A 12,355-nucleotide genomic window follows, 5' to 3' on the forward strand; every position below is an offset into this window, starting at 1 on the left:
CTCACCCCCGGGATATTTCCGGAACAAAGATGCGCGGTTAACAAAAGCCTGCCGCCCCATCTTTAATCCCCAAATATCCCGGGGGGGCCGGGGGAGGATCCCCCGCCTTCGGAACCTACAGACACACAAGCACGCCCAGGCGTTCAGGGCGTCGCGACCGCGCTGCCGTCATCGCCCAGCAATTCGGCCTCCCATGCGCCGCTTTCCACGGCTTCGACGATCAACCCGGTGAGGATCGTCTTCACGGTTTCCAGCACATAGGTGCGCGGCGCCCCGGCGGGTTCGCACAGGCACAATTCGCGCGACAGATTGGGCTCGACGATCGGCCGGTAGGACAGCACGCCCTCCGCCACCGGAATATTGACCGAGAGCTTGGTGGCGATGGTGCAGCCCAGCCTTTCGCGCAGCGCGCCCGAGATCGCCTGGATCGAGTTCATCTTCAGCACGGCGCGGCTTTCGATCCGTTTGAGCAGGTCGAGTTCGGTCAGGATCACTCCCGATGAGACACCTTGCTGCAGCATGATAATCGGCAACGTCAGCAAGTCCTCGACCGTGATCGGGATACCCGGCGGGCCGATCAGGTCCTCGCGCCCGACGCAGACCATGCGTTCGACCAGAAGCGGGCGCGCGATGACGCGCGTATCGGGGGGCGGGTTGTAGACCAGCGCCAGATCGACCTCGCCGCGCATCAACGACTGGAAGGTCGCGCCCGACAGGCTTTCATTCAGGCTGAGCTGCACTTTCGGGTGGTCGCCGAGGATCTTGCGCGCCAGCGGCACGCCGATCGCACGGACCGCCGAGTAGGCCATGCCGACGCGCACGGTGCCGCTGATTTCCTTGCCGCCCTGCCGCAGATCGGCGACGGCGACATCGACCGCGCGCAAGATCGCCGTGGCGTGGGCGTGCAGCCGCTCGCCCGCCGCCGTCGGGGTCAGCCCGCGTGGCGTGCGGTCGAAGAGCCGGGCGGCGAGTTCCTCTTCCAGCCGCCCGAGGTGATAGCTCAGCGCCGTGGTCGCGACATGGACGCGCCGTGAGGCGGCCAGCAACGAGCCGTGTTCATAGATCGCCTGAAAATAGCGGAGCTGGCGGATATCCATGCGGGCGCCCGATCTTAGCTATACATTTTTTAGAGATGTGGCGTCGAAAGGTTATAATTTTTCGCATCCCCGCGCAACGCTACTGTCCCCTCAGTCTGAGCGGAGGGCCGACATGAGCATCATCGATCCAGAGGCGGTCACCACCCGGGGCGCTTTTGCGGCTCTGGCCCCAACCGGGACGCCCCCGGTCGTCATCGGCAAGCACCCCGCCAAGCGGCCGAGCGCGCTTGAAGGCAAGACGGTTTATCTGGTCGACAGCCGGTTCGACGATTCCCTCGAACTGCTCAAGCAGATCGCGGTTTGGTTCTCGGTGCATATGCCCTCGGTCCGCGTCGAGATCCGCCAGCTTGCCAGCACATATGCCAAGGACGACCCCGATCTGTGGGAAGAAATCCGTGACAAGGGCGACGCGGCGATCATCGGCGTGGGCCATTGCAGCACCTGCGCGCCTGCCGTCTCAACCCATGCGGTGACGCTTGAGACGAAATACGGCGTGCCGACAGTGGCCGTGCATACCGAGAAATTCGACCGCGTCGTGCGTTCGGTCGTGAAGATGGCGGGTTTGCCGCAGGCGCCGCTGGTCTTCGTGCCGCAGCCGGTGATGGGCAAGAGCGAGGCCGAGCTGAAAGCCTATGTCGAGGGGATCGACCCGGTCCGCGGCGCGCCGGTCATGCAGGAGATCCTTGACGGGCTGACCAAGGGCATCGCCCCCAATGTCGACACCCGTGCAACCGCAAGCGAGCGGCCGCGCCTTGTCAGTGCCGAGAGCGAGGACGCGCTGCACGACCTCTATCAGGCCAATAACTGGACCGATTTCCTACCCATCGTGCTGCCGACCGAGGCGCGGGTCGCGGCGATGCTGGCCGGGACCAGCCGCGATCGCAGTGAGGTGGTCGGGCGGATGCAGCCCACGCCCAATCGCGGCGCATGGAGCTACACGGTCGAGAAGGTCGCGATCAACGCGGTCATGGCAGGGGCGCGGCCCGAGTATTTCCCGGTGATCCTTGCGCTGGCGGCGTCGGAATTCTCGTCGCGGCGCTCGTCCTCGTCCTCGGTGGCGACGATGGTCGTGGTCAACGGCCCGATCCGGCACGAGATCGGCATGAATGCCGGGATCGGCGCGATGGGGCCCTATAACCACGCCAATGCCACGATCGGGCGGGCCTATAGCCTGCTGTCACAGAACCTGCAGGGCGGGTCCGAGCCGGGGCTGTCCTATATGGGCTCAATGGGCAGCGCCTTCAGCTATTCGGGCATGACCTTCGCCGAGAACGAAGAGGCCAGCCCATGGGAGCCGCTGCATGTCCAGCACGGGTTCCGCGCCGAGGACAGCACCGTCACCATCTTTCAGGGCCTGCGCGCCGTGACCCACAGCCTGGGCCTGCGCGAGACGCATTGGCGCGACCATGTCGCCGACATGCTGCGCGGCACCGAAGCGATCACCGCGCCCTGCCTGCTGCTCGACCCGATCTGCGCGCGGCAATTCGTCGAACGGGGCGGCTATGCCGACAAGGCGGCGCTGATCGACGGCATCCACGAGCTGGGCAAGATGAAAGCGGGCGAATACTGGGACCTGCAGCTGGTGCAGAACTACGTCTATCCGCGCGCCACGTTCGGCGAAGAGCCGTTCGCCTCGCGGCTGAAAGCGGCACCCGACGAGATGATCCACAAATTCGTCAAGGAGCGCATCAACGCCATCGTCGTGGGCGGCGAGGCGAACGGCTATTGGCAGATTGCCAGCGCGATGCGTCACGCGACGCTCGGCATCGACGAATGGCGCTGAGACCATGACCGGTATGACGCTTGATATCCTGATCGTCGGCGCTGGCGTGGCCGGGCTGGAAGCCGCGCGGGTGGCGGCCAGCGGCGGCGCAAAGGTACTGGTGGTCGAACGGATGGGGCCGGGCGGGCAGGTTTCAACCGTCGACCGGATCACCAACTTCCCCGGCCATGACGAGATCGGCGGGTTCGAGCTGGGCCCGATACTGCAGGACGCCGCAGACGAGGCCGGGGCTGAATTCGCGCTGTCCGAGGTGGCGGCGCTGGCACCCGTTGCGGGCGGCTGGCGGGCGGCGGTCGATGGAAGACCGCTGGACGCACGCTGCGTGATCCTTGCCTGCGGGTCCGAACGCCGGGCGCTGCGCGTGCCGGGCGAAAGCGCATTTACCGGGCGCGGCGTTTCGCATTGCGCGTCCTGCGACGGCGGATTCTTCCGGGGCGAGACCGTGGTGGTGGTCGGCGGCGGCGATTCCGCGCTGGACGAGGCCTTGGTTCTCGCCCCCATCGTCGGATCGGTGGTGGTGGTGCTGCGGGGCACGGCGTTCCGCGCGACGCAGGGACAGGAGGCCGCGCTTCGGGCGCAGGCCAACATCACCGTGCTGCGCGAAACCGAGGTGATCGAAGTACAGGGCCATGAGGGCGGCATGACCGGCGTGGTGCTGCGCGACAGAGACGGGACGCGCACGCTGCCCGCCCGTGGCCTGTTCGTCTATGTCGGACTCGCACCGCGCACGGCGCTGGCCGAAGGGCTGGCCGAACGGGACCGCAACGGGCGGCTAATCGTCTCCGGGGGGATGGAGACGACAGCACCGGGCCTGTTCGCGGCCGGAGACATTAGGCAGGGCAGCCGCGCGCTGCTGGCCGAGGCGCAGGAGGACGGGCAGCGCGCCGCGCGCGCCGCGCTCGCCTTCCTGCAACGAGGAATGACGGCAGGGCAAAAGGGATAACCCCCGCCGCCAGCCGGGGACAGCCCGGCGTCAGGTCGCCTGCGAGCGACACATATCAGGGAGGAGAACCGCATGACCCTTATCCAAAGGCTTATGCCCGCTACCGGACTGGCCGTGCTTGGACTGCTGCTGCCCGCATCGATCCTGCAGGCGCAGGATCTGACCGCAACCGAGGCCGCGCTCTACGAGGCCGCGCAATCCGAAAATGGTGTGACGTGGTACACCTCACAGCTGACCACCGAGCAGGCCGAGCAGGTCTGCGCGCTGTTCAGCGAGCGGTACGAGGGCGTCGGCTGCTTCCCCGTGCGCGCCAATGGCTCCAGCACGTTGCAGCGCGTGGTGCAGGAAATTCAGGCAGGCGCGGTACAGGGCGACGTGGTCTCGACCAACGGCGTATCAGATTTCGAAGAATTCAAATCGCTGGGCGGGCTGGCGCAATACAGGCCCGAGAACCTGTCGGGCATGGAGCCGTCGTTGGCCGCGCTCAACGATTCCGACGGCTATTACTTCGTGTCAGGCACCTCGCCTTTCGGCTTCGTCTACAACACCGAGATCGTCGCCCCCGAGGATGTGCCGACCTCGTGGAACGATCTGACCGATCCGCGCTGGCGCGACCAGATCGCCATCGCGCATCCGGGCTTTTCGGGCAGTGCCGGGCAATGGGCGATTGCCATGGACCGGCTCTATGGCGAGGCGTTCTTTCAGGGCCTTGCCGCCAATGATCCGCAGATCGGGCGTTCCATCGCCGATGGCTACACGCTGGTGACGACGGGCGAACGCTCGCTGACGGTAACGTCGCTGGCGCTGGGGCGCGACGCGATGCGCGACGGCAAGCCCGTCGATCTGGTCGTGCCGGAAGAAGGCATGTTCCTGCCGCCCAGCGCCGCCGCCGTGCTGGCCGATGCGCCCAACCCCAACAGCGCGCGGCTGTTTGCCGAGTTCCTCGCCTCGGCAGAATTCTCGGAATGGCTGGCCTCGATGGGCCGCAACCCGCTGCGCACCGATGTGTCGACGCCCGAAGGCGTGCCGGACCTGACCGAGGTCAACGTGATCACCGTCTCGGTCGCCGAGTCGCTGGAAAACCAGCAGCGCGTGGTCGAGATGTTCCGCGACATCTTCGGCATCTGACCCCACTGGCCGGCCCTGCCGCAGGGCCGGCCCATCCGACCGCGACCCGGAGCCCCCATGACCGTCGATACCCATCCTCCGGCCAGCGCCCGGACCCGCCGCCTGACGCATTTCCGGCCCGATCAGCTTGCATGGCTGGCGCTGGCGCTGACCTTGGCGGTGCTGATCATTGCCCCCCTGTCGATGCTGGTGGTGAAAAGCTTTACCGACGGCACGACCGGCGGCTTCACGCTGGAAAACTACGTCACCGCCTATGGCCGCGCGCGTCATGTTCAGGCGCTGTGGAACACGCTGGTGATGGGGCTGGCCTCGACGGTGCTGGCGGTTTTGCTGGCCGTGCCCACTGCCTGGGCCTGCACGCGCACCAATATGCCGGGGCGAACCTTCGTGCGGATCGCGCTGTTCGGCTCGTTCCTGATGCCGCCCTATCTGACCGGCGTGGGCTGGATCCTGCTGGCCGGCCCGAATGCGGGCTTCATCAATCAGGCATGGACCGCACTGACCGGGCTGGAGGCGCCGCTGGTCGATATCTTCACCTTTTCGGGCCTCGTGCTGGTCATGGGGCTGAGCACGTTTTTCACCATCTTCATCCTTGTGAGCGCCGCGTTCGAGCTGCTTTCGACCGAGATGGAGGACGCTGCAAACATCCTTGGCGCCGGGGTGTTCCGCACCGCGTTCAAGATCACCCTGCCGATGGCCATGCCGACGATCCTGGGCAGCGCGCTTTTGACCTTCCTTGTGTCCATAGCGCTCTACGGCGTGCCCGCGCTGATCTCGATCCCCGCGCGCTATCCGGTCGTGGTGATCCAGTTGGCCGAGTTCTTTTCCTTCCCCGTCCGCATCGAAGTCGCGGCGGCCTATTCGATCCCGCTTCTGGGCATCACCATCGGGCTGTTGCTGCTGCAGCGCCGGGTGCTGGGCCGCAAGGGCTATACCGCTGTCGGCGGCAAGGGGGGCGAGCGCCGCGTGACCGATCTGGGCGCGTGGAAATGGGCCGTGTTCGGCTATGTGATGCTGGTCGTTCTGCTGGCCGTGGCGATGCCGCTTCTGGTGCTGATCATGGCCGCGTTCAGCCATAGCTGGGTGTCGGGCCTGAGCCTTGAAAACCTCACGCTCGAGCATTTCCGCTATGTGCTGTTCGAGCATTCCAGTTCGCAACGCGCGCTCATCACCAGCGTCGCCACAGGCGCCGCAGCAGCCACGCTGGCCATTTCGCTTGCGCTGTCGATTTCCTATGTGGTGCAGCGCCGCCTGCTGCCCCATGCGGGTGTGCTGGCCTTCCTGTGCATGTCGCCCTTCGTCATTCCGGGCATCGTGCTGGCCATCGGCTTTTACGCCGTCTACGCGCTGCCGCCGGTGGGGCTGTACGGCACCTATATCATCCTGATCCTTGCCTTCACCACGCGCTTCCTGCCCATCGCCTACACGACCAGCACCAATGGCGTGCGCGCGATCAACCCCGAGATGGAGGAAGCCGTGCGCATCCTCGGCGGTGGCCAGTTCACCGCGATCCGCAAGGTCGTGGCGCCTCTTCTCAAGCGCACGCTGGCGTCTGGCTGGATCCTGATCTTCGTGCCCGCCGCGCAGGAATTGTCCACTGCCGTCTTCCTTGTCGGTCCCCATACCCGCGTCGTCTCGGTCGTCCTTCTGGACATGAGCGAAGAGGGAACCTTCGAACGCCTCGCCGCCCTGGGCAGCGTGCTGTTGCTGATCATCGCCACGATTGTGCTGATCGGCGTCAAGCTGCTGGGCCGCGATTTCATGCTGAGGAGAAGCTGATGAATGGTCTGGTCCTGAAAGACCTGGGACGCCGGTTCGGGGCGGTCGATGCCGTCAAGGACGTGAATATCGAGCTTCAGGCGGGCGAATTCCTGTCGCTGCTGGGCCCCTCGGGCTGCGGCAAGACGACGACGCTGCGGATGATCGCGGGCTTCCTTGCGCCGACCTCGGGCTCGATCATCCTCGACGGGGTCGAGGTCTCGTCCCCGCGCGGCTCGCTGCCGCCGGAAAAGCGCGGGATGTCGATGATCTTCCAGAGCTACGCGATCTGGCCGAACATGACCGTGGCGCAGAACGTGGCCTTCGGGCTGAATTTGCGCAAGCTCGACAAGGCCGAGATCCGCCGCCGCACCGGCGAGATGCTGGAAGCCGTGCGCCTGAACGCCTTGGCCGACCGTTATCCGTCCGAATTGTCGGGCGGCCAGCAGCAGCGCGTGGCGCTGGCACGCGCGCTGGTGATCCGGCCCAAGCTGTTGCTGCTGGACGAGCCGCTGTCCAATCTCGACGCCTCGCTGCGCGAGGACATGCGTTTCGAGATCAAGCGCATCCATGACGAGTTCCGCATCACCTCGGTCTATGTCACCCATGACCAGAGCGAGGCGATGGTCACCTCGGACCGGATCGCCGTCATCAATCAGGGCCGGGTCGAGCAGATCGACACCCCCTACGAGATCTACACCAAGCCCAGAACCCGTTTCGTCGCGGGTTTCATCGGGCGCACGAACCAGATCACCGGGCGGCGCGGCGCGCAGGGCGTGGATTTCGCCGGCTTCACCCTGCCCGGCGCGGCCTTTACCGGATCCGAGCCCGATGTCTTCATCTCGGTACGCCCGCAATCGCTGCATCTGAGCGCCGAGGAACCCGTCACCGACAACGCGCTGAAACTGAAAGGCACGATCGCCGGGCGGGCTTTCCTGGGAGAGACATGGGATTACGTCTTCCGCTCGGATGCCGGGCTGGAACTGCGCATCACCGCACGCCCGCACGAGGTCTATGCATTGGGCGCGCCGGTCTGGGCCCGCGCATCGAGCGATCAGGTCGTGCAGATCCTGTAGCAGGGCCCGCGTCAGGCGTCGGCGGAGGCGCTGCGGACAGCGGCGATCAGGTCGTGGAACCGGTCGCCCTGCACGAGGATATGCGCGTAGGTGGCCTGCCCCGCCCCCTCGGCATCGCCGCGCCGCACCGCGCCAAGGATCGCTTCATGCTCGGCCAGCGAATTGGCGATCCGGTTGCGGCCACGCAATTGCAGCCGCCGATAGGGCTGCAGCATCCGGTGCAGGCGCAGCGCCTCCTGCCGCAGGAAGCTGTTATGCGTCGCGGCGTAGAGACAGCAGTGAAAGTCGGTATTGGCCTGATAATAGGCCTCGGCATCGCCCGAACGCGCGGCCTCGCGACAGGCATCATGAGCGGCGGCAAAGGCGGACAGCTCGGCCTCGGTGATGCGCCGCGCTGCCAGCCGCGCGCAGCTGGCTTCGACCTCGGCCATCATCTCGAAACGCTCGGCCAGTTCCTCGAAGCTCCATTCCGTGACGAAAGTGCCGCGCTTGGGCTGGACCTGAACCAGCCCCGACGCTTCGAGCTGCTGCAGCACATCGCGGATCGGTGTGCGTGAACAGGCGAATTGACGCGCCAGCGCCTCGGGGTCGAGCCGCGCGCCGGGGCGGTGCTCGCCATTCAGGATGGCATTTTCCAGCGCCTGACGGATTCGCTGGGTTGTCGAAGCTGTGGTTGCCGAGCTGGGCACTGGGTCATCCGCTTGTTTCGCCATTTCTACCATCCCCGGCAGTGATATAGAAAGAACTTGATGATATATATATCAGCGATAATATTGAGCATAAGAAGCCCGGATCGGGCAAGGAGTCTCCATGTTCAACCCGTTTCGCGGTGACGGCCCCGGCTTTCTGGGCGACATTCTCGACCTTCTGGGCGAGCGCGGGCGGCTGCTCCTGGGCCGTCGCGACGAGGCCCCGCAGGCGCGCGCTGACGATCTGGCGCAACTGGCCGAGGTCTTGCTGTCGCGTCGCGGTCAGGCGGCAGGTGGCGCGCTGGCCTCGAGCCTTGCGGCGGGCTATCTGGGCGCCGCGCCCGAGGAACGCCACGCTTTCCTCGCCCGCCTTGCGCGCGATTTCGGGCCCGATGCCGAGCGCACCGAAGCCGCGATCCGTGCCTTTCAGGATGGCGACCCGCACGGGCTGGATGCGCTGCACGCCGCGTCCGAACCCCGGCGGCAGGAATTGTTCCGCCGCCTGAACCTTGCGCCCGGCGGCACCGGCACGCTGTTGCAGATGCGTGTCGATCTGCTGGATATCCTGCCCGAGATGCCCGAACTGGCCGGGGTGAATGCCGATTTCCTGCATCTCTTTACCTCGTGGTTCAATCGCGGCTTCCTGAACCTGCAACAGATCGACTGGGACACGCCCGCCTCGATTCTGGAAAAGATCATTCGCTACGAAGCCGTGCACGAGATCCGCAACTGGGACGATCTGCGCAACCGGCTGAAGCCGCGTGACCGGCGCTGCTATGCGTTCTTCCACCCGCAACTGCCCGATGAGCCGCTCATTTTCGTCGAGGTCGCGCTGACCACGGATATGCCTGCGGCCATCGCGCCGCTTCTGGATCTCGACCGCGTGCCGGTGGCGCCGGAACAGGCGACGACGGCGGTGTTCTATTCGATCTCGAACACCCAGCGTGGGCTGGCGGGGGTGTCGTTCGGCAATTTCCTGATCAAGCAGGTGGTCGAGCTTCTGCGCACGGAATGGCCCGATCTGCGTGATTTCGTCACTCTGTCGCCGGTGCCGGGTTTCGCGCGCTGGCTGAAGACCGCGCGCGAAGATGCCGAAAGCCCCCTGCCCGAGCCGCTGCGTCAGGCGCTCGACGGCCCGGACCCGCTGCCCGAACCGGCGCTTGTGTCCGCCGCCGCGCAGTATTTCCTGCGCGCCCGCGACGCGCGCGGACGGGTGATCGACCCGGTGGCGCGCTTCCATCTGGGCAATGGCGCGAACCTGCAGCGGCTCAATCCGGGGGGCGATCTGTCGGCCAACGGGCTCCGGCAATCGCACGGGCTGATGGTGAATTACCGCTACACCCCCGCCGATATCGAGCGCAATCACGAGGCTTATGCCGAGCGGGGCGAGGTCGTCGCCTCGGACGCCGTGCGCAAGGCCCTGCCACCGCAGCCCCGCACCGCGCGCGGCTGACCCGACGCCCGGCAAAGCAAAGGCCCGCGCCGGTTTCCCCGCGCGGGCCTTTTCGTTGGGCTGGCCTCAGGTCGCGAATGGTGCCGGGGGTCGCCCGCCGCGCAGCTGGTGCCAGACCAGCAGCGCCGCCCCGCAGGCCACCGCCGGCCATTGCAGCGCCGGGTTGCCCGACAGCACCAGCAGCGCCAGCAACAGCCGCCCCGCCACCTCGATGGGCGGCAGACGGCGCTGATCGAACCGCGCCAGCGCGCTGGCCAGCAGGTACAGCGACAGCCCCAGCCGTGCGAGCAGCCACATCAGCGCGATCAGGTGAAATTCGCCGTCATAGCCCGGCAGGAACCGTTCGCCGCCCGAGGCCCCGTCGGGGTTCAGCACCGCTGCCTGTACCAGCAGAATCTCGGGGTTGAAGGCGAAGATGAACGGGATGACGAACATCACGATCCCCGACCGCACCGCCGAGAACGACGTTCCCACCGGATCCGACTTGGCGATTGTCGAGGCGGCATAGGACGCCACGGCGACGGGTGGGGTGATCGCACTGACGCAGGCGAAGTAGAAGATGAACATATGCGCGGTGAAATGCGCCATGCCCAGCCCCACCAGCAGCGGCCCCATTAGCAGCGCCGCGTTCACATAGGCGGGCACCGCGGGCATCCCCATGCCCAGCAGGATCGCCAGAACCATCGTCACGCCCAGCGCCGCGAACTGGAACAGCATCGGCGCACCGTTGCCCAGATCCAGCGCCCGCAGCCAGCCGAGGATATCGAGCGCCACGAAGCTGGGCAGCGCGGTCAGGTTAAGGCTGATATCGATCACCGAAACGGCGAGGAACATCAGGTACAGCCCCGCCGAGGTGATCCCGGCATGCGCCAGCGCGTCGACCAGCCGACGCGGCTCGCGCCGGAAAAGCGGGTCGATGAACAGCATGATCATCAGCACGATGGCCGCCCACCAGCCGGTCGACCCGGCATCGCCCAGCGTGTTCTGGATCAGCTGCATGATCCACGGCAGGTTTTCCGCCCGGCAGGTGCCGTTCGGCCCCTCGACAGCCACGGCCCCAAGCGCAAGGCTGATCGGATCGCATCCGATCGCATCCTTGGGCACCAGCAGCAGCACGATGATCAGCGCTAGTGGCACGAAGATCTGCGTGAGCAGCAGAAGATCGCGGCGGGTCAGGCGCAGCTCGGGCGGCACCTCGCCCACGGCGGGGATCTGCTGGCGCCGGGCCTGAAACATGACCGACAGGAACATACACAGGAAATACGCCACCGCCGGGATCGCCGCCGCGATGGCGACATCGCGGTAAGGCACGCCCGTCATCGCCGCCAGAACGAAGGCGGCAATGCCCATGATCGGCGGCATCACCTGCCCGCCGGACGAGGCCGCGGCCTCGATCCCGCCAGCATAGCTTTTGGAAAAGCCGCCGCGGATCATCATCGGAATGGTGATGGTGCCGGTGCCCAGTACATTGACCACGGGCGTGCCGGTGGTGGTGCCGAACAGGGCCGAGGCGACGATGGCCGCATGCGCGGCCCCGCCCCGCAGCTTGCGGGTCGAGACCACGGCCAGCTTGATCAACGCGCGCCCGCCTGCCGAGACCGACAGAAGCGAGCCCAGCACGATATAAGGGAAGACCGTGTTCAGCATGATATGCAGAAACTGGCCCAGCAGCCCCGATCCCTGATTGGTCAGCAGATCCTGCAGCCGGTATCGCCCGTCAGCCAGCGAGCGCGGCTCGCCGCCCAGCTCGGTGATCAGGTAGCGGTTCATGCCGTCCGAGCCGAACCAGTACCAGATCAGCACCGTGGCGATGGCATAGGCGGCCAGCGCGATCGACACCATGACCAGCGAAAAGCCCCAGACCTGCGCGTTATAGGCAAGGAACACCACCACGGCGAGGCCCACGATCAGCGTGATCCACGGCCCCGTCGTGGCAAGGCAACGCGGGTCGTCGATGCTGCTGGGCGCGGGCAGGCCCAATGCCAGCGCGACCTCTCGTTCGGCGGCCAGCGCCCGTTCGATCAGCGCGGCGCGTTCGCCGGTGATCACGTCGATCAGGCAGACGGCTTCGTTCTCGATCAGGTAAGTGACGGAAATGGCAATCGCCGCCGTCACCAGTGCGATGTCCAGCGCCAGCCCCAGCCGCCGCTTCACCGCGCCCTGCGCCTGCCATTCGCGCCAGCACGAATGCCACAGCGCGACGATGATCATCATCCACGCAAAGGCGATGGGATAGTAATATTCATAGGGAAAGCGGCGTACTTCCAGCCAGTCCCAGCCGGTCAGTCCACGCCAGAACGCATCCCATCCGGGGATCGCCGGGGTAGAGTTGATCATGCCGGTGATCACGAAGACCAGCGCCATGAAGAACACGATCCGGCGCGTCATCGGCCGGAGGAGAGGTTGTTCGGTTTCCATCACTCACTCG

General features: G+C 66.2%; 9 protein-coding genes. 6 read left to right on the forward strand and 3 right to left on the reverse strand.

Annotated features, from left to right (window positions below; genetic code table 11):
- Nucleotides 1–143: 143 nt before the first annotated feature.
- Nucleotides 144–1,097 (reverse strand): LysR family transcriptional regulator, encoded by a 954-nt coding sequence (locus JI664_RS20515; RefSeq protein ID WP_207015654.1) that lies wholly within the window; start codon nucleotides 1,095–1,097, stop codon nucleotides 144–146.
- A 112-nt stretch (nucleotides 1,098–1,209) separates the two neighbouring features.
- On the opposite strand from JI664_RS20515, the gene JI664_RS20520 reads away from it, so the two are divergent.
- From JI664_RS20520 to JI664_RS20540, 5 genes are all read left to right on the forward strand, one after another.
- Nucleotides 1,210–2,880, forward strand: coding sequence for a UGSC family (seleno)protein (locus tag JI664_RS20520; RefSeq protein ID WP_207015655.1), 1,671 nt, complete (start codon nucleotides 1,210–1,212; stop codon nucleotides 2,878–2,880).
- Between the two features lie 4 nt (nucleotides 2,881–2,884).
- A complete protein-coding gene (locus JI664_RS20525) occupies nucleotides 2,885–3,823 on the forward strand; it encodes an NAD(P)/FAD-dependent oxidoreductase (protein ID WP_207015656.1) in 939 nt (312 codons plus the stop codon).
- Between the two features lie 72 nt (nucleotides 3,824–3,895).
- A complete protein-coding gene (locus JI664_RS20530; protein ID WP_207015657.1) occupies nucleotides 3,896–4,951 on the forward strand; it encodes an ABC transporter substrate-binding protein in 1,056 nt (351 codons plus the stop codon).
- Nucleotides 4,952–5,008: 57 nt separating this feature from the next.
- Nucleotides 5,009–6,730 carry an ABC transporter permease gene (locus tag JI664_RS20535; protein ID WP_207015658.1) on the forward strand — a complete coding sequence of 574 codons (1,722 nt, stop codon included), beginning with the start codon at nucleotides 5,009–5,011 and terminating at the stop codon, nucleotides 6,728–6,730.
- A complete protein-coding gene (locus tag JI664_RS20540; RefSeq protein WP_207015659.1) occupies nucleotides 6,730–7,785 on the forward strand; it encodes an ABC transporter ATP-binding protein in 1,056 nt (351 codons plus the stop codon). Before JI664_RS20535 ends, JI664_RS20540 begins: the two co-directional genes overlap by 1 nt.
- A gap of 11 nt (nucleotides 7,786–7,796) precedes the next feature.
- On the opposite strand, the gene JI664_RS20545 is transcribed toward JI664_RS20540, so the two are convergent.
- Nucleotides 7,797–8,498 (reverse strand): GntR family transcriptional regulator, encoded by a 702-nt coding sequence (locus tag JI664_RS20545; RefSeq protein WP_207015660.1) that lies wholly within the window; start codon nucleotides 8,496–8,498, stop codon nucleotides 7,797–7,799.
- A 97-nt stretch (nucleotides 8,499–8,595) separates the two neighbouring features.
- Between JI664_RS20545 and JI664_RS20550 the strand changes: the two genes are divergently transcribed.
- Nucleotides 8,596–9,927 carry a malonyl-CoA decarboxylase gene (locus JI664_RS20550; protein WP_207015661.1) on the forward strand — a complete coding sequence of 444 codons (1,332 nt, stop codon included), beginning with the start codon at nucleotides 8,596–8,598 and terminating at the stop codon, nucleotides 9,925–9,927.
- Between the two features lie 66 nt (nucleotides 9,928–9,993).
- Here the strand turns inward: JI664_RS20550 and JI664_RS20555 are convergent, their stop codons facing one another.
- Nucleotides 9,994–12,345, reverse strand: a complete 2,352-nt coding sequence (locus JI664_RS20555) for a TRAP transporter large permease subunit (protein WP_207015662.1) — start codon at nucleotides 12,343–12,345, stop codon at nucleotides 9,994–9,996.
- Nucleotides 12,346–12,355: the final 10 nt, after the last annotated feature.

The organism is Rhodobacter sp. NTK016B (genome assembly GCF_017303295.1).
Taxonomy (GTDB): domain Bacteria; phylum Pseudomonadota; class Alphaproteobacteria; order Rhodobacterales; family Rhodobacteraceae; genus Pararhodobacter.

Coding starts and splice junctions, on each gene's coding strand:
- JI664_RS20555 (WP_207015662.1), bottom strand. CDS start 12,345: ATGGAAACCGAACAACCTCTCCTCCGGCCGATGACGCGCCGGATCGTG.
- JI664_RS20525 (WP_207015656.1), top strand. CDS start 2,885: ATGACCGGTATGACGCTTGATATCCTGATCGTCGGCGCTGGCGTGGCC.
- JI664_RS20530 (WP_207015657.1), top strand. CDS start 3,896: ATGACCCTTATCCAAAGGCTTATGCCCGCTACCGGACTGGCCGTGCTT.
- JI664_RS20515 (WP_207015654.1), bottom strand. CDS start 1,097: ATGGATATCCGCCAGCTCCGCTATTTTCAGGCGATCTATGAACACGGC.
- JI664_RS20550 (WP_207015661.1), top strand. CDS start 8,596: ATGTTCAACCCGTTTCGCGGTGACGGCCCCGGCTTTCTGGGCGACATT.
- JI664_RS20520 (WP_207015655.1), top strand. CDS start 1,210: ATGAGCATCATCGATCCAGAGGCGGTCACCACCCGGGGCGCTTTTGCG.
- JI664_RS20535 (WP_207015658.1), top strand. CDS start 5,009: ATGACCGTCGATACCCATCCTCCGGCCAGCGCCCGGACCCGCCGCCTG.
- JI664_RS20545 (WP_207015660.1), bottom strand. CDS start 8,498: ATGGCGAAACAAGCGGATGACCCAGTGCCCAGCTCGGCAACCACAGCT.
- JI664_RS20540 (WP_207015659.1), top strand. CDS start 6,730: ATGAATGGTCTGGTCCTGAAAGACCTGGGACGCCGGTTCGGGGCGGTC.